At 62.7% G+C, this 16096-nt stretch carries 15 protein-coding genes; 6 read left to right on the top strand and 9 right to left on the bottom strand.

The window, feature by feature from the left end:
- Positions 1 to 60 precede the first annotated feature (60 nt).
- The gene (locus tag AC07UR_RS11615; RefSeq protein ID WP_209790826.1) at positions 61 to 1689 is read right to left on the bottom strand and encodes an arylsulfatase; all 1629 of its coding nucleotides are present in this window, start codon (positions 1687 to 1689) and stop codon (positions 61 to 63) included.
- 345 nt (positions 1690 to 2034) lie between these two features.
- Between AC07UR_RS11615 and AC07UR_RS11610 the strand changes: the two genes are divergently transcribed.
- Together AC07UR_RS11610 and AC07UR_RS11605 are read left to right on the top strand one after the other, a co-directional pair.
- Positions 2035 to 3264: an aminotransferase-like domain-containing protein gene (locus AC07UR_RS11610; RefSeq protein ID WP_209790827.1), complete on the top strand. Its 1230-nt coding sequence runs from the start codon at positions 2035 to 2037 to the stop codon at positions 3262 to 3264.
- Between the two features lie 277 nt (positions 3265 to 3541).
- Complete coding sequence (locus AC07UR_RS11605; protein ID WP_209790828.1) at positions 3542 to 4312, top strand: siderophore-interacting protein; 771 nt, start codon at positions 3542 to 3544, stop codon at positions 4310 to 4312.
- 421 nt (positions 4313 to 4733) lie between these two features.
- On the opposite strand, the gene AC07UR_RS11600 is transcribed toward AC07UR_RS11605, so the two are convergent.
- A complete protein-coding gene (locus AC07UR_RS11600; protein ID WP_209790829.1) occupies positions 4734 to 5546 on the bottom strand; it encodes an aminotransferase class IV family protein in 813 nt (270 codons plus the stop codon).
- Between the two features lie 128 nt (positions 5547 to 5674).
- On the opposite strand from AC07UR_RS11600, the gene gcvA reads away from it, so the two are divergent.
- Positions 5675 to 6625 (top strand): transcriptional regulator GcvA, encoded by a 951-nt coding sequence (gene gcvA / locus AC07UR_RS11595; RefSeq protein WP_209790830.1) that lies wholly within the window; start codon positions 5675 to 5677, stop codon positions 6623 to 6625.
- A 129-nt stretch (positions 6626 to 6754) separates the two neighbouring features.
- Here gcvA and AC07UR_RS11590 read toward each other — a convergent pair whose 3' ends face one another.
- Both AC07UR_RS11590 and AC07UR_RS11585 read right to left on the bottom strand, forming a co-directional pair.
- Positions 6755 to 7399: an outer membrane protein gene (locus AC07UR_RS11590; protein WP_173420444.1), complete on the bottom strand. Its 645-nt coding sequence runs from the start codon at positions 7397 to 7399 to the stop codon at positions 6755 to 6757.
- A gap of 313 nt (positions 7400 to 7712) precedes the next feature.
- Positions 7713 to 8165, bottom strand: a complete 453-nt coding sequence (locus tag AC07UR_RS11585) for a GNAT family N-acetyltransferase (protein ID WP_209790831.1) — start codon at positions 8163 to 8165, stop codon at positions 7713 to 7715.
- Positions 8166 to 8609: 444 nt separating this feature from the next.
- Between AC07UR_RS11585 and AC07UR_RS11580 the strand changes: the two genes are divergently transcribed.
- Positions 8610 to 10271: an arylsulfatase gene (locus AC07UR_RS11580; protein ID WP_209790832.1), complete on the top strand. Its 1662-nt coding sequence runs from the start codon at positions 8610 to 8612 to the stop codon at positions 10269 to 10271.
- Between the two features lie 90 nt (positions 10272 to 10361).
- Here the strand turns inward: AC07UR_RS11580 and AC07UR_RS11575 are convergent, their stop codons facing one another.
- The 3 genes from AC07UR_RS11575 to AC07UR_RS11565 all read right to left on the bottom strand — a co-directional run bounded on the left by AC07UR_RS11575 (position 10362) and on the right by AC07UR_RS11565 (position 12611).
- Positions 10362 to 11099, bottom strand: coding sequence for an SDR family oxidoreductase (locus AC07UR_RS11575; protein ID WP_209790833.1), 738 nt, complete (start codon positions 11097 to 11099; stop codon positions 10362 to 10364).
- Positions 11100 to 11128: 29 nt separating this feature from the next.
- The gene (locus AC07UR_RS11570) at positions 11129 to 12118 is read right to left on the bottom strand and encodes an aldo/keto reductase (protein WP_209790834.1); all 990 of its coding nucleotides are present in this window, start codon (positions 12116 to 12118) and stop codon (positions 11129 to 11131) included.
- An 82-nt stretch (positions 12119 to 12200) separates the two neighbouring features.
- Positions 12201 to 12611 (bottom strand): (R)-mandelonitrile lyase, encoded by a 411-nt coding sequence (locus AC07UR_RS11565; protein ID WP_173420439.1) that lies wholly within the window; start codon positions 12609 to 12611, stop codon positions 12201 to 12203.
- Positions 12612 to 12770: 159 nt separating this feature from the next.
- Here AC07UR_RS11565 and AC07UR_RS11560 point away from each other — a divergent pair, with 159 nt between their 5' ends.
- Together AC07UR_RS11560 and AC07UR_RS11555 are read left to right on the top strand one after the other, a co-directional pair.
- Complete coding sequence (locus tag AC07UR_RS11560) at positions 12771 to 13670, top strand: LysR family transcriptional regulator (protein ID WP_209790835.1); 900 nt, start codon at positions 12771 to 12773, stop codon at positions 13668 to 13670.
- 386 nt (positions 13671 to 14056) lie between these two features.
- Complete coding sequence (locus tag AC07UR_RS11555) at positions 14057 to 14548, top strand: hypothetical protein (protein ID WP_173420437.1); 492 nt, start codon at positions 14057 to 14059, stop codon at positions 14546 to 14548.
- A 384-nt stretch (positions 14549 to 14932) separates the two neighbouring features.
- Here the strand turns inward: AC07UR_RS11555 and AC07UR_RS11550 are convergent, their stop codons facing one another.
- Positions 14933 to 15622, bottom strand: a complete 690-nt coding sequence (locus AC07UR_RS11550; protein ID WP_209790836.1) for an RES family NAD+ phosphorylase — start codon at positions 15620 to 15622, stop codon at positions 14933 to 14935.
- Positions 15619 to 16023: an antitoxin Xre-like helix-turn-helix domain-containing protein gene (locus AC07UR_RS11545; protein ID WP_173420435.1), complete on the bottom strand. Its 405-nt coding sequence runs from the start codon at positions 16021 to 16023 to the stop codon at positions 15619 to 15621. The genes AC07UR_RS11550 and AC07UR_RS11545 overlap by 4 nt, the downstream gene beginning before the upstream one ends.
- Between the last annotated feature and the right edge of the window lie 73 nt (positions 16024 to 16096).

The raw sequence follows: 16096 nt of genomic DNA, 5'->3' as shown, positions 1-16096 counted from the left end.
CAGTTGTGCTCGAAACGGCATAAGGACCAGGCGCTGGGGCCTGGTCCTTGTCTTGCGCACCTATTTGCTGCCGGACCCGGACAGTTTGGCCATGACGTCGTCGAGGTTGAAGCTCGCAGGCTTCTGGCGGATCGGGAAGTCCTGGAAGCTTGTCAGCCATTTCGCAACGATCGCCTGCGATGGCACGACCACGAAGGCCCTGTCGAAGAACCACTTCTCGTACTCGATCGATTCATCGCCACGCTCGAAGGGGTCGGCGCGCAGGTTGAAGAGTTTGGGTGCGCGCAGGGTGGTGAAGGCGTCGCGCCAGACGCCGATACCGGTGCTTTCCTGTGCCTTGAACACCACCTTCCAATCCTGGAAGCGGACGGAGACCAGCTCGCCGTCGTCGTTCCAGTAGAGGAACTCGCGACGTGGAGCGTCGTTCACCTCGCCCTTGAAATAGGGGACGAGGTTGTAGCCATCGAGATGCACCTTGAAGGTCTTGGCGCCGGCCTGATAGCCGGCCTTGCACTTCTCGACGATATCCGGCTCGCCGGCAGCCGCGCAGAAGGTCGGGATGAAGTCGTAGTGCGAGGCGATGTCGTTGTAGATGGTGTTCGGCTTGATGACGCTAGGCCAGCGGATGCAGGTCGGCACGCGGTAGCCGCCTTCCCAGTTGGTGGCTTTCTCGCCGCGGAACGGGGTGTTGCCGCCATCCGGCCAGGTCATCACCTCGGCACCGTTGTCGGTGGTGTAGACGACGATGGTGTTTTCGACGAGACCGAGATCGTCGAGCTTCTTCAAGAGTTGGCCGACCATGCCGTCATGCTCGACCATGCCATCGGAATAGACGCCCTTGCCGGTCTTGCCCTCCGATTCCGGCTTGAGGTGGGTGTTGACGTGCATGCGGGTGGAATTGAAGTAGCAGAACCAGGGCTTCTGGGCATTGTGCTGGCGTTCGATGAAATCGAGCGCAGCGGCCAGGAATTCCTCGTCGACCGTTTCCATGCGCTTCCTGGTCAGCGCTCCCGTGTCTTCGATCCGGCCGTCGGCATAGGAGTGGATGACGCCGCGCGGGCCGAAGCGTTTGCGAAACTCGGGGCTCTTGGGATAATCCGGGTTCTCGGGCTCTTCCTCCGCGTTGAGATGGTAGAGATTGCCGAAGAACTCGTCGAAGCCGTGATTGGTGGGCAGGAACTCGTCCTTGTCTCCGAGATGGTTCTTGCCGAACTGGCCGGTGGCGTAGCCTTGCGCCTTCAGCAGTTCGGCGACCGTCGGGTCCTCCGGCTGCAAGCCGACATCGGCGCCGGGCAGGCCGACCTTGGTCAGGCCGGTGCGGATCGGCGACTGGCCGGTGATGAAGGCGGCGCGGCCGGCGGTGCAGCTCTGCTCACCGTACCAGTCGGTGAACATCGCGCCCTCGTTGCCGATGCGGTCGATGTTGGGCGTGCGATAGCCCATCATGCCGCGGTGGTAGATGCTCGGGTTGAACCAGCCGATATCGTCGCCCATGATCATGAGGATGTTCGGCTTGGCGCCGCTGGCCGCGGCCGACGTGGATTGCTGCGCGCTTGCCGGCGTCGCTCCACCCGACGTGGTCAGCGCTGCTGCCGCAAGCGCGCTGCCGGCAAGCAGAAGGTCTCGCCGGCTGACCCCCGACGGATGCCCGTTCGCGGATTGATCGTCGTCTCCCTGATGCGTACTCATGGCGTAATCCTCCTATCGTTGAGTGATCGAGAATGCGTCCGGTCATATGCAGACGATTGACGGGGGAGCCTGCGCCCTGTTTTGGCGATGGACAAGTTTGTAACGGTTACGCGGACGTCGCCCGACGACGCGTAAGCGCCGGGATACCGGGGTCGCACGGGGTTGACGCAACGTCGATTGCATGACGCTGGGTGAGGGGCGGCGCGGCCAGAAAATCGCGTGATTTAGGTCAACAACATTGACATAAATTAGCCGCCGTGATCCTGTCGAAGGACAAAGACAATGAATGCGGGACGCGAGCCCTATGGCGCTGCCCGCTGCAAAAATCCTTGAGGAAACGACCCAATGCTCGACTGGGACCACATATTCGCGACGCGCTCCAGCCGGATGCGCGCCTCGGAGATCCGCGAACTGTTGAAACTGCTCGACCGCCCCGACATCATCTCGTTTGCCGGCGGTATTCCCGATCCCGAGCTGTTTCCCGACGTGGAGTTCAAGGACGCCTATGCGGAGATCTTCTCCGGCCCGGCCGTAAGCGCTGCCTTGCAGTACTCCGTCAGCGAAGGCTACAAGCCGCTGCGCGAATGGCTTGCCAAGCAGATGGAAAAGATCGGCATTCCAGCCGGTGTCGACAACATCTTCATCACCTCCGGCTCGCAGCAGGGCCTCGACTATATCGGCAAGCTGTTCCTGTCGCCCAACGACACGGCGCTTGTGACCTGGCCGACCTATCTCGGCGCGCTGCAGGCGTTCAACGCCTATGAACCGCACTACGACCAGCTGAACCCGGGCGGAAACCGCACGCCTGCGACCTATGCGGAAGCGGCGAAAGCCGCCGGCGGCCGCGTCAAGTTCGCCTATCTCTCGGCCGATTTCTCCAACCCGACCGGCGAGACGGTGGACCTGGCAGGGCGCGAGCGCGTGCTCGATCTTGCCGAAGAGCTTGATATCGCCGTCATCGAAGACGCGGCCTACCAGTCGCTGCGCTATGACGGCGAGGCGATCCCGCCGATCCTGGCGCTGGAAATCGCCCGTAAGGGTGACATCAACAACACCCGCACCGTCTATTGCGGCTCGTTCTCCAAGACGCTGGCTCCGGGCCTGCGCGTCGGCTGGGTCTGCGCCTCGGAAACGGTGATCAAAAAGCTCGTGCTCCTCAAGCAGGCGGCCGATCTGCATTCCTCGACCATCAACCAGATGGCGATCTGCACGGTTGCCGAGCGTGGCTTCGATGCCCAGGTCGCCAAGATCCACCGGGTCTACAAGCATCGCCGCAGCGCCATGCTGGCAGCCCTTGAGAAGTACATGCCCGATGGGGTGACCTGGACCAAGCCCGAAGGCGGTATGTTCGTCTGGGTGACGCTGCCGAAGGGCATGGACGGCACGGCACTTCTGGCCAAATCGCTGGAGACCGCCAAGGTCGCCTTCGTGCCCGGCCGTGCCTTCTTTGCCGATGGTTCCGGTGAGAACACGCTGCGCCTCTCGTTCTCCTGCGCCAACGACAAGATGATCGAAGAGGGCATTCGCCGTCTCGGCGATCTCGTCCGCGGGGAAGCGTTGGCGCTGGCGGCCTGATCGCGACCATCCTGCTTTTCGTCAATGGCGCGTCCGCTCAAGCGGGCGCGCCTTTTTCGTTTCGCAATGTTGCGGCTCGGTCGTCGCAGCCACGATGCGCTCTCGCGGCGCGTTGCACCGGCGCGCCATCTCCGCTACAACGGTCGAAATGGCCGGGCGCTGTCCGGTCACGTAAGCGTTAACGTCACTCAACGCGTATGATCGAACGGCTCAAGCGGCTTCGGTCTGCGCGACTGTGTCCTGCGGATCGACATCGACGAGCCTCAAAAGGATACCGATGGACACGACACAGACCTCTTCCCACAATGCAGCAGCCCCGAAGATCGAGCGCGTGCGCCACGAGCTCAAGCGACGTTCGCTCGTCGTTACCGACGCTGAGCGGATTACGCCCGGCATGCTGCGCATCACGCTTTCGGGCGAGGACCTAGCCGATTTCGTCAGCCTTGGGGCCGATGATCACGTCAAGATCATCGTGCCTTCAGCCGATGGCACCGAGGAACGGCGGGACTATACGCCACGTCGTTATGATACGGCCGCCCGCACTCTGGTGATCGATTTCGCCTTGCACGAGGCCGGGCCGATCACGCAGTGGGCGATGAATGCACGCCCGGGCGACGCCTTGAACATTGGCGGGCCCCGCGGTTCGGCCGTCGTTTCCAATGTCGAGCGCTGGCTCCTGATCGGCGATGAGACGGCACTGCCGGCGATCGGTCGACGGATCGAGGAGATTGGCGCAGGCGCTCGCATCACCAGCATTGCCGCGATCGCCGATCCTGCCGAACAACAGGCGTTCGAGACGAAGGCCGAGCTCAGATGCCATTGGGCCTATCGCCCGCTGCATCAGGCAACCGACGCTTCAGCGCTCCTCGCCGTCCTGCGCTCCGTCGTCATCGAGCCCAACACCTTCGTCTGGGTCGCGGCCGAAGCCTCGGTGACGCGGGCGATCCGCGCGCATCTGACCGAGGAACGCGGTTACCCGCTCTCCTGGATCAAGGCATCGGGATATTGGGTGAAGGGTAAAGCGGACAGCACCGAGAAGTTCGAATAGCCAGTGTTGCGGCATGGTGGCCGGCGCTCCGCAGGGCGCGCCACCGCCATTGCCGGCGGCCATGCCTGCAGATCCCGGGTTGCGGGGCGGAAATTCGTCCGTTTCGACCGGCGAGTGTCAGGATCGATCATTGAAGGACAGGTGGTCTCTGTGGATCGTTAAACGGCGCTTGAAGTTCCAGGCGCCGGATACGGTCCCGTGCCCGCGTATCACGCGCCTTCGAGGTAAACGGCGATGGCGAAATTCCGCCGGTGCGGCCGATGAGGCGGCGCTGACGCCGGCGGTGGCACCTAGAGCGTTTCCGGCTTAGACAGAGTCGCAGAAACGCTCCAGCACCTTGTTTTTACGCATTTCCTGACGGAAAACCGCTTCGCACTTTTCCTGGAAATGCTCTGGCGCTCGCCAGCCTGGAGCCGTGCCGTCATGGCGAGACGAGGGGCTCGGCCTCGTAGGCCCGATGCAACAGCCCCAGGAAAGCCGAGGGGTCAAGCAGAGGTGTCTGGTCGATCCGGCTGACGGCGATGCCTGGTGTCCACGAATTCATCACCACACCGGCAAGGCCCGCGAGGTTGGCCGGCCTGATCTCCTGCGTGCGCTGGGCGATGCCAAGCCGGGCCAGTTGCCGCCGCAGGATGCTCATGGTGGTGCCTGTCAGCATCTCGGCCTCAGGCCAGACGATAGCGTCACCGTCCCAGAAGGCGAGGTTCCAGATCGAAGCTTCGGTGAGGCGGCCCTTTCGGTCGACGAAGGCGGCGTCGTCAAATCCCTCCGCCGCGGCCTGGCGCAGATAGTAGGTCTTGGCGACCTCGCCGACGTGCTTGACGGTCGGCAGCGTGCGCTCGTGGCCGACAGTCCGGAGCGCCAGCGGACCTTTCGGACCTGATGAGGCCGGACCGGTGCTGACAAGCACCTCGAGCCCGACATCCGGCCCGGCAACGGTGAATTCGCCCGCCGGCGAATAGACGGTCGCCATCAGCGAGTGGTCGGCCGGCGAGGCGGCGAGTGCTGCGCGCAGATGGGAGCGCAGTTCTTCGTCGGGCAGGGCCTTGCCGAACATTTCGATCGACGCGCTGCGCAGGCGAGCGAGATGCAGATCGAGGCCGCGCACCTGTCCGCCGCGAACCTGCATGGCGGTGAAGTGGGCGTAGCCGGCAAAGGCGAGCGGCGAGAGATCGGCAGCACTTGCCGCGTGACCGTTGCGTTGTGCGGTGGAAGAGGTTGAGCCGGCAGGCATGATGTTGCTCCAGGGTTCCGGTTAGCGATGGGGCTGCTGCCGCATCTCTCACGATGATCATCGGACATTGATCGGCCGATGAAAAACAAGTAGTTCTCGAGGGATCATCAAGGCTGGTTTGAAGATCCATGAGCCGAATGCTGCCAGGAACCCGCGCACTCAGAACCTTCGAGGCCGCCGGTCGACATCTGAATTTCACCCGCGCCGCCGACGAGGTGGGGCTGACGCCGGCGGCGGTCAGCTACCAGATCAAGGAAATCGAGGACCAGCTCGGTCTCGTGCTCTTCACCCGCACCAGCCGCAGCATCCAGCTGACACCGGCGGGTGCCGTGGTGTTCGAGGCGGCCGTCCAGGCGCTGGAGACGCTGCAGCGGGCCGTCGGCCGGGCGCGCCGGATGGAGCGGGGCGCCCGGCAGCTGCGCGTGTCGCTCAGCCCGCGTTTTGCCACCAACTGGCTGTTGCCGCGGCTATCGCAGTTCCGCGCCGCCAACCCGACCATCGAGCTTACCTTCGACATCACCGACGAGATCAGGGATTTCGACGCCGACGATGTCGACATCGCCATACGCTTCGGCTCCGGACGATATCGACGGACACGGTCCGAGCGCCTGTTCGAAGCGGTGATCGCACCGGTCTGCAGCCCGAACCTGATTGCGGCCGGTGCAAAACCGAAGACGCCGCGCGATCTCTTCGGCCAGACGCTGTGTCATGTCGAGTGCACCACCGAAGGCATGCTCTGGCCGAACTGGCGGATGTGGATGGGGGCGGCCGGGATCGACGATTTCGACGACAGCCGATGCGTTGCCTTCTCCGACACCAGCCATGTGGTCGAGGCTGTCATCGCGGGTGGCACGGTTGGTCTCGTCGATCTCGCGATGATCCGCAACGAGCTGTCCGAGGGGCGACTGGTGCAATTGTTCGACGTCGGCGTCAGCGTCGCCGGGGACTATGCCTATCACCTCGTCTATCCCGAAAGCTCTGCCCAGGACCCCCGTGTTCTGGCCTTTTGCGATTGGATGATGGCCGAGCTGATGCCGGGAGAACAGCCTGTGGCGACGACGTCCGTGGCCTCGGGCTGACCTGTTGTCGAGGTAGGGCATTTCGGCGAAAGGTTCTGCTCGTTGTGCGAGCTGCAAATGAAAAGCGCCGCGTCTCGGAGAGAGGCGCGGCGCGAACCTAAGGCCAAAAAGGCTTTCGGTGGGGCAGGATTAGAACTTCACGCCGATACCGAAGGTAACCTGGTGCTGGTCGAGGTCGACCTTGACGTCTTCGATCGTCTTGCTGCCGAAGTCGTTGAAGCGGTATTCGGCGCGGGCGAAGATGTTGTTGGTGAAGGCGTAGTCAACGCCAGCGCCAACGGTGTAGCCGCTGAAGGTACGGTCGACGTCACCGATGCCCGGGACTTCGACGTAGCCGCTCGTCGCGGTCCAGCCGGCGGTGGTGTAGATGAGCGCGTTGTCGAAGGCGTAACCGGCGCGGGCGCGAACCGAGCCTGCGAGGTCGGTGCCGACCTTCACGTCGGTGCCGAAGATGTCGTACTTGTTGTCGTTCCAGTTGTAGGTCAGATCGCCTTCAGCGCCGATGACCCAATCGCCGAACTGGTAGTTGTAGCCGACGAAGCCAGAGATCAGGCCGCCGTTGAAATCTTCGCTGACGCTTGCGCCGGGAACGCTGAACTTGCCGTCCAGCCAGCCGCCGCCGCCCTGAACGCCGAGGTAACCGCCGGTCCAGGTGAACGCCTCGGCTGCCTGCGCTTCCGGAGCGGGAGCGATGTCCGCAACGGCGTCGGCTGCTACGGCCGGTGCTGCGAGCGCTGCCAGGATGGCGGCGGAAAGGATAAGCTTATGCGACATTTCAATGCTCCGTAGAATTTGGCACCACTTAATGGGGTGCCGGCTTCTAGCAAGCAGTGATCAGAGTTGCTGTCACAAATATGCCACAGCATGCAACTTGAAGTTATGTGAATTTTCTCCGTTAACGGTCCACGCCGATAAGGCTTTGTATCTACATGTGTTTTAATCTATTATAATTGCTTCATATTTGTCGATTTCCGGCGTGCGGCAAAATCTCACATTGCTCGCCTGAGTTTACTGGTGGTTGTGGCCGCCGCCCCCGTGGAATCGCGGATTTCCCGGGCTGGTCGAGGTGGCGCGACTGCCCGCTGGATCAGGTTTTCATGCCGGCAAGATCGAGCCTGAGCACGGTTTCGCCGCCGATGCTCTGGCCCGTTTCGCGAAAGCCGAAGCGCTGGTAGAGCGCGTGGGCGCGGGTGTTGTCCGGGTAGACCCCGAGATAGATCGCGTCGCATCCGGGGATGGTCGCCATCGTCTCGACCAACGCGGCGAGCGCCTTGCCGCCAAACCCCTTGCCCTGATGGCTGATGTCGATCATCAGCCGGTAGATCCAGTGGTTGCCGTCGTCAGGGTCGAGCGCGTACATGGCAAAACCGACGGGCTCTCCCTCGGCCATGACGGCAAAGCCGACGCATTCCGGGCGTTCGGCCAGTTCTTCCAGCGATTCGTCGTTGCTGGCGATGAAATCCGTCTGGCTCTCATCGACCCTCAGATTGCGGATGGCATCGGCTTCCACGGCCTCGGCCGGCAGCAGGGATATCGGCATTCACATCCTCAAGTTTGCATCCCTGGTCATGCGTCAGGGCGGCTGGAAAATGACGCCGCAGAGATCGCGCGGTCGGATTGCCGCAACATTGCGGGCAGGAGGGAGAGCGCGAATTTCGGCCGTGTTCTTGTTGCCGTGCTGTATCGTCGGCGCCCGGGTGTTCGCTTGCGGCCAGGTGCAGCAGCGATGCGGATTGCGGCGTGCCGTTCCGGTGTGGAAGCGGCATTCCTGGCGATCAACCGCCTTTGCGTAACTGTTACGTACTCCTTCGATCCGCTTTTGGCGTGGTAGTTTTTCCGGCGTGACCGGTGGGCCGCCAGCCATGTGCCGACCGGCGAAGCAAAGGTGGCCTCGGCCGTCCGAGCGGCCCCTTCAGGAAAGTTCGAAAACCCGAGTTTCAGCGCAATCGACGACTGCAATCCTCACCAACAGGAGACGATCAGCATGGTAGAGAATGTCGATAAGCCATCCAGCAGCGAAACCCAGACTTCACTCGACGTCGATCGTCGCAGCCTGCTTCTCGGCGGCACGATCTTTGCCGCTGCCGCCATGGTCGGCTCCGGCGCGCCGCTCAACGCGGCCAGGGCGCAGCAACAGCCCGCCGCCGGCAACGGCAAGCCGCCGAACATTCTCGTCATCTTCGGCGACGACATCGGCGTCCCGCAGATCAGCGCCTACACCATGGGCCTGATGGGCTACCGCACGCCGAACATCGACCGCATTGCGGCCGAGGGCGCGATCTTCACCGACAGCTATGGCCAGCAGAGCTGCACCGCCGGCCGCGCCTCGTTTATCCTCGGTCAGGAGCCGTTCCGCACCGGTCTTTTGACCATCGGCATGCCGGGTGACCCGCACGGCATCCAGGACTGGATGCCGACCATCGCCGATGTTCTAAAGACCAAGGGCTACGCGACAGGTCAGTTTGGCAAGAACCACCTCGGCGACCATGACGAGCACCTGCCGACCAACCATGGCTTCGACGAATTCTTCGGCAATCTCTACCACCTCAATGCCGAGGAAGAGCCGGAAGGCTACTTCTATCCGAAGGATCCGGAGTTCAAGAAAAAGTACGGGCCCCGCGGCGTCATCCACTCCTTTGCCGACGGTAAGATCGAGGACACCGGCGCGCTCAACACCAAGCGCATGGAGACCGTGGACGAGGAATTCCTGGCTGCCGCCAAGGACTTCATCGATCGCCAGCACAAGGCCGACAAACCGTTCTTCGTCTGGTTCAACTCGACACGCATGCACATTTTCACGCACCTGAAGCCGGACTCGCTTGGCAAGACTGGCAAGGGCATCCATGCCGACGGCATGGTGGAGCATGACGGCCACGTTGGGCAGCTTCTCCAGCAACTCGACGACCTCGGCATCACCGAGAACACCATCGTGCTCTACACCACCGACAATGGCGCCGAGATCGCGCTTTGGCCCGATGGTGCCATGACGATGTTCCATGGCGAAAAGGGCACCACCTGGGAGGGCGGCTTCCGCATCCCGATGATGGTGCGCTGGCCGGGCGTGGTGAAGCCGGGCACGCAGATCAACGATCCCGTGACGCTGATGGACTGGCTGCCGACCTTCGCCACGGCCGCCGGCATCAACGACGTCAAGGGGCAGATGAAGGAAGGCTTCCAGGCGGGAACCAAGTCCTTCAAGGTTCACCTTGACGGCTTTGACCTGACCGAACTTCTCAAGGGCGAGGCAAAGGAACCGCCGCGCGACTCCGTCTATTATTTCGACCAGGGCGGCAATCTCAATGCCATCCGCTGGAACGACTGGAAGCTGAGTTTCGCCATCAACAGCGAGGGCAACATTGCGACGGCGACGCGCGAGGTGCCAAGCTGGGCGAACATTGCCAATCTTAGAATGGATCCTTACGAACGCGGCATCAAGGAAGGGGGCGGAGCCATGGATTTCCTCGCCCGCAACATGTGGCTGCTCGTCCCGGTCCAGGGCAAGATCAAGGAGTTCTTCTCCGATTTCAACCAGTTCCCCTACCAGGCAGGCAGTACGCTGAACGCGAGCGGCATCAACTACGGTCTGCTGGCACAACAGGCGGCCATGAAGCGGCTGAACGAGTTGGAGGGGCTGGCGCCGCGGTAAGTCCGGGCGGTCCTATCCGGTTTTTCTCGACGATTGTCGGCCGGCGCCCTGCGTCGGCCGAACTGTTTCGGGCAGCCAGAGCAATGCGCGTCAGTATTCCTGCGCGGTCGGGCGGAACAGGATCTCGTTGATGTCGACATCCTCAGGCTGGCTCATGGCAAAGACAACGGCGCGCGCGAAGCTGTCGGCGGGGATCGCCACGCGCTCATAGAGGGCGCGCACATTCTGCGCGACGTCCGTTTCGGTGACACTGTCGGGCAGTTCGGTCGCAACGGCACCGGGCGAAATGATGGTGGTGCGGATGTTGTAGGGTTTTACCTCCTGCCGCAATCCTTCCGAGATCACCCGCACGGCATGCTTGGTGGCGGCATAGACCGCACCGCCGGGGCCGACCTTGTGGCCGGCAACTGACGAGACGTTGATGACGTGGCCGCCCATCTGCGCCTTCATGTGCGGGAGTGCCGCGCCGATGCCGTAGAGCACGCCCTTCAGGTTGACGTCGATGGTGCGGTCCCAATCGTCCACCTTGCAGCGCTCGAGCGGCGAATGCGGCATCAGCCCGGCATTGTTGAGCATGACATCGATGCGGCCATAGAGGCTGACCGCATGGTCGACCAGGCGCGTAACCTCCTCGAACGACGTGACGTCGGTTTGAAGTGCTGATTGCCTGCCGAGCGAGAGTTCGTCGGCGAGTGCCTGCAGCCTGTCGATGCGGCGCGCGCCCAGCACTAGCCGGGCGCCTTCCCGGGCAAGCCGGCGAACCGTTGCCTCGCCGAGGCCGCTGCTGGCGCCGGTGATGACGACGACCTTGTCCCTGATACCTTCCATCCCTGTTGGTCCTTTCATGCTGTTGGCGATCAACGGCCGACGCGTGCCTGCAGGTGGGCCGGATAGCGATCTCCCTCGATGGTGACTTCGGCGAGTGCACTGTCGATTTCGTCAAGATCGCTGGCGCTCAGTCGCACGGCCGCAGCGCCGATGTTTTCCTCGAGCCGGTGGAGCTTGGTGGTGCCGGGGATCGGCACGATCCAGGGCTTTTGCGCCAGCAGCCAGGCGAGCGCGACCTTCGCCGGCGTCACTTCCTTGCGGGCGGCGATCTGAGCGAGGAGATCAACCAGCGCTTGGTTGGCTTTGCGCGCTTCGGGCGCAAAGCGCGGCACGACATTGCGGAAATCCTTGGCTTCGAAGGTGGTGTCGGCGTTGATGGCGCCGGTGAGGAAGCCCTTGCCGAGCGGGCTGAAGGGCACGAAACCGATGCCGAGTTCTTCGAGCAGCGGCAGGATTTCGGCCTCCGGCTCGCGCCACCAGAGCGAATATTCGCTCTGGAGTGCTGCGACCTTCTGTTCCGCATGGGCCTTGCGGATCGTCTGCGGCCCGGCCTCCGACAGGCCGAAATGTCTGACCTTGCCCTCGTCGATCAACCGCTTCACCGTGCCGGCCACGTCCTCGATCGGCACGTTGGGGTCGACGCGATGCTGGTAGAACAGGTCGATCACATCGGTCTTCAGGCGCTTCAAGGCTGCATCCGCGACCTTGCGGATTTGGTCCGGCCGGCTGTTCATGCCGCTTTGCCCGCCTTGCTCATTAAAGTCGAAGCCGAACTTGGTGGCGATCACCACCTTGTCGCGGATGGGGCCGAGCGCCTCGCCGAGAAGCTCTTCGTTGAGGTACGGGCCATAGGCTTCGGCGGTGTCGAAAAAGGTGACGCCGCGCTCATGGGCGGTGCGGATCAGGGTGATGGCCGCCTGCTTTTCCGTCGCCGGGCCGTAGCCGTAGCTGAGGCCCATGCAGCCAAGACCGAGGGCCGAAACTTCAAGGCCGCTTTTGCCGAGTGTGCGCTTTTCCATGGGGCTGTTCCTTGTCGCGAATGACGATGTTTCAGGGATAGAGAGGGGCAGGGATTGGAGAGGGGGCCGCAAGGGTTGGCGATTATTCTGCCTTGATTTCAGCACCGTAATCCGCGTCGTCGACCTTCTCCAGCCAGTCGACGACCTTGCCGTCGAGCGCTTCAGCGATGGCGATATGGGTCATGGCGGCGGTCGGTGAGGCGCCGTGCCAGTGTTTCTCGCCCGGGTCGAACCAGACGATGTCCCCGGGGCGGATCTCCTCGACCGGGCCGCCTTCACGCTGGGCGCGGCCGAGGCCGGAAAGAACGATGAGCGTCTGGCCGAGCGGGTGCGTGTGCCAGGCGGTGCGCGCGCCGGGCTCGAAAGTGACGGTGGCACCACCGACGCGCGCCGGAGCGGCAGCGCTGAAGGGAGCGTCGATCCGCACCGTGCCGGTGAAATATTCGGCTGGTCCCCTGGCCGAGGCTGCACAGCCGCTGCGTTTGATGTTCATGGCCTCGATCCTTTGTAAATGCCGCGTGGCCCCCATTGGGCCTGATGTGGGGTCCGATGGCGGGCCTGACGTGGTTGCGTCGTCTCAGGTAATTTAAGGCGTGGGATTAATCAGGATTAGATGGTAAATCTCGCAAGGCCTTATGAGGGGAATTCATGAATGCCGCGTCAGTCGATCAACGACCTCATCGCCTTCCTTGCTGTCGCACGGGAACGCAGCTTTACCAAGGCGGCAGCGCAGCTCGGGGTCTCGCAATCGGCGCTCAGCCACACGATCCGCGGGCTCGAGGCGCGGCTGGGCTTGCGGCTTTTGACGCGCACGACCCGCAGCGTCTCGCCGACCGAGGCCGGCGAGCGGCTGTTGTTGTCGATCGGCCCGCGGCTGGACGAGATCGACCGGGAGCTGGCAGCCCTCAGCGAGTTTCGCGACAAGCCGGCGGGCACGATCCGCATCACCGCCGGCGAGCACGCGGCCGATCGCATCCTCTGGCCGGCGCTGGCGCGGCTGTTGCCTGATTATCCGGATGTCCATGTCGAGGTGATCGTTGACTATGGCCTGACCGATATCGTCTCGGAGCGCTACGATGCCGGGGTGCGCCTTGGCGAGCAGGTGGCGAAAGACATGATCGCCGTGCGCATCGGGCCTGACATGCGCATGGCCGTAGTCGGTGCACCCGCCTATTTCGCCACGCGGAAAGCGCCGCTGACGCCGCAGGAACTGACGGAGCACAATTGCATCAACCTGCGCCTGCCGACCCACGGCGGCCTCTATGCCTGGGAATTCGAAAAAGAGGGCCGCGAGGTGAAGGTGCGCGTCGAGGGCCAGCTCGTCTTCAACAACATCGCGCTCAGGCTGAACGCGGCACTCGGCGGGCTGGGGCTCGCCTATCTGCCCGAGGATGCCGTGGCGGCCGATCTTGCTTCGGGACGGTTGGTGCAGGTTCTGCAAGATTGGTGCCCGCTTTTTTCCGGCTACCACCTCTATTATCCAAGCCGACGCCAGACCTCACCCGCCTTCGCGCTGGTGGCCGACGCACTCCGGTATCGTGGTTCGCGTTAGGATGTTATCGCATCTGGTGTCGTTGCTCGGCCCCGTTTGACGGAGAAACGCAAAGGGCGCCCGTTGCCGAACGCCCTAGGGTTGCCTGCGTGATCTGCGTTTGACGGCTATGCCCGAAAGCAAGCCGCCGCGTTCACGTTATCAACTTTCCGGTGATTCCAAGTTTAATGAGCGGTTAATACACGGAATTATTTTATTGCCGGTGCAATCCAGGCGGTAACGCCGACAGTATTTCTCTCGGTTCCATTAGAATGCCGCAGTTGCAGTTTCTGTTCTCGCCCGCAAACTCGTGTTGAAGCCGTTGCGGCGCACCCTTTCTGGCGTCGCCCTCAACGGCGTCCTCCGCGCTTGGCTTGGTAATTTCTGCTAACCAGAAGGAGATTGCTATGAAAACGGAGATTGCAGTTGGACTGACAGTGGCTTTCACCGCCCTCGTTGCAACGGGTGCGATGGCCCAGAGTAAATTCGGCTCGGAAGCCGGCTGGGACATTCTGGTGAAGGACAACATGGGACCGGGATGCTTGATTACGAAATCAAATGCAGACGGGACACAAGTTCAGATGGGTATCGATGCAACGGCGGCGCTGCGCGGTTACATGGCGCTCTACACAAAGGCTGATGCCAATGTTGCAGCCGACGAGAAGCTCGCGGTTCTGTTCGATGTCGATGGCGAGAAATTCAGTGGCGAGGCGAAGGGCCAGGTGATGGACGGCTATCGCGGTGCGTTTGTGTGGGTCAACAATCCTGACTTCATCTACGATCTGGCCAAGAAGACGGCGGTGACGATTACGCCCGCGGGCGGCAATCCCATTGTCGTGAAGCTGGCGGGAACCGATGCCGCCTTCAAGGCGCTGAGGGCTTGCCAGGCCGCTCAGTAACGGCGCCCCCGGCAAACGCGAAGGGACTGCGGGCGGGAAGCGTGGAACATCTGCCGATGATGGTGTGCACAGCCGCCGCTGGTACGGCTCAGCTACTCGCCAGCCTGCCGACGGGCGGCATTTTAGACCAGTTCCCAAGCGCCGGACGGTTGGCCACCGCGAAATGTTCGACGGGGAGGGTGACCGGTTCAACTTCCCTCATTCCGGCCTTGTGCCGGAATCGAGTGACCTGACGTCGTTCACGTCAGGAACGCGTCTTTCAGCCCAAGGACTTGGGCTGGCTGGGTTCCGGCACAGGGCCGGAATGAGGGCAAGAATTGTACGATCGGCTGAACGCTTCGGGCTTGCGCACCACTTGGCTTACGCAACGCGGCTGCGGCACCCTCAGCCTTCGCGTCGGATCTCCGGCTCCCGCGTGCCCTTCCACGTGAAGGTGATGGTGCGGCCCTGGCGGATGTTCTGGATGACAGCGGGGCGGAAGACGGCGATGCATTCGCCTCGGGGGTGGCGGGCGGAGGGATAGATCAGGCCGTTGCCGCCATCGGCAAAGATTGTCGCGGCGAGCGCCTGGCCGGCGGGATAGGCAAGGGCCGGGTCGGGACCGAGATAGGCGGCATCCTTTTCTCCGCGCACATCGTGGAAGCGGCAGGTGAAGCCGGCGATCAGCTCGCGATAGGCGCCGATATCCTGAAAGATGCCGGCGTCGGCCAGCGCCCGGGTGCGGTGATAGACGATCTCGGCCTGGCAGGTTTCGAGCGCATTGTCGCCGAAGGCGCAATACCAGGCGCCGCGATCCTCGGTGTTGAAGCGGTTGCCCGGCGGGCGGGCGTGGCAGAAGGCGGCGTTGATCAGCGACCAGCCATAGCCGAAACTATCGTTCAGAAGCTCGGCGGGGCTGACGCCTGCCGGAAGTGCCAGCGGGCTCAGCCGCGCCGACGTCAGCGCCTCCAGCCGGTTGAGGATCTCGATATCGTCTTCGTCGTCGCAAAGCGGTTTGACGGCCGGCTCGTCGATATAGGCGGTCGAGATCAGCCGGACGGTGGCCGGATCGGTGAAATCGATCTCAGGGATCATAGGCCGCCGCGCAGGCCATCGAGATAGCGGCGCACTTTCATCATCGCCGGTATGCCGCCCTCGATCATCAGATCGACCGGAGACTGGCCGTCAAACACAGGGCCGGTATTGACTGCCTTTGGCCATTGGTAGGTCAGCGGCCCGTTGAAATAGAGGCGCAGGCTCTTGAAGATGCCGACGATCAAGCTGGCACGCATGCGCTTGTCCTGATCGAGCCGACCCTTGAAATCGCCAGCCTTCATCCGGTTCCAGGTGGCGATCGGTACATCGAAGAGCTGCGATGCTTCCTTGTTGGTCAGCTTCCACAAGTCGCAGGCCCTCACCACCGCCTTGACGATGACGGCTTCCTCATGTCTTGCGGCATCCCGTTCGGGGGCAAGAGCCGGCTGCGCGCTGGGCATGATCGTCTCCTATGAAATTTTGTTGCGTATCATATGATATAAAATGGATCGTTTGGGCGGGAAGTCAAGGGTG

Source organism: Ensifer sp. GW821-FHT05G01 (genome assembly GCF_059419585.1).
Note: the sequence above shows the minus strand (reverse complement) of the source record. Positions and strands in the feature narration are given on the sequence as shown.

Coding starts and splice junctions, on each gene's coding strand:
- AC07UR_RS11575 (WP_209790833.1), bottom strand. CDS start 11,099: ATGGAAGGTATCAGGGACAAGGTCGTCGTCATCACCGGCGCCAGCAGC.
- AC07UR_RS11570 (WP_209790834.1), bottom strand. CDS start 12,118: ATGGAAAAGCGCACACTCGGCAAAAGCGGCCTTGAAGTTTCGGCCCTC.
- AC07UR_RS11590 (WP_173420444.1), bottom strand. CDS start 7,399: ATGTCGCATAAGCTTATCCTTTCCGCCGCCATCCTGGCAGCGCTCGCA.
- AC07UR_RS11615 (WP_209790826.1), bottom strand. CDS start 1,689: ATGAGTACGCATCAGGGAGACGACGATCAATCCGCGAACGGGCATCCG.
- AC07UR_RS11555 (WP_173420437.1), top strand. CDS start 14,057: ATGAAAACGGAGATTGCAGTTGGACTGACAGTGGCTTTCACCGCCCTC.
- gcvA (WP_209790830.1), top strand. CDS start 5,675: ATGAGCCGAATGCTGCCAGGAACCCGCGCACTCAGAACCTTCGAGGCC.
- AC07UR_RS11580 (WP_209790832.1), top strand. CDS start 8,610: ATGGTAGAGAATGTCGATAAGCCATCCAGCAGCGAAACCCAGACTTCA.
- AC07UR_RS11610 (WP_209790827.1), top strand. CDS start 2,035: ATGCTCGACTGGGACCACATATTCGCGACGCGCTCCAGCCGGATGCGC.
- AC07UR_RS11550 (WP_209790836.1), bottom strand. CDS start 15,622: ATGATCCCTGAGATCGATTTCACCGATCCGGCCACCGTCCGGCTGATC.
- AC07UR_RS11545 (WP_173420435.1), bottom strand. CDS start 16,023: ATGCCCAGCGCGCAGCCGGCTCTTGCCCCCGAACGGGATGCCGCAAGA.
- AC07UR_RS11600 (WP_209790829.1), bottom strand. CDS start 5,546: ATGCCTGCCGGCTCAACCTCTTCCACCGCACAACGCAACGGTCACGCG.
- AC07UR_RS11565 (WP_173420439.1), bottom strand. CDS start 12,611: ATGAACATCAAACGCAGCGGCTGTGCAGCCTCGGCCAGGGGACCAGCC.
- AC07UR_RS11605 (WP_209790828.1), top strand. CDS start 3,542: ATGGACACGACACAGACCTCTTCCCACAATGCAGCAGCCCCGAAGATC.
- AC07UR_RS11560 (WP_209790835.1), top strand. CDS start 12,771: ATGCCGCGTCAGTCGATCAACGACCTCATCGCCTTCCTTGCTGTCGCA.
- AC07UR_RS11585 (WP_209790831.1), bottom strand. CDS start 8,165: ATGCCGATATCCCTGCTGCCGGCCGAGGCCGTGGAAGCCGATGCCATC.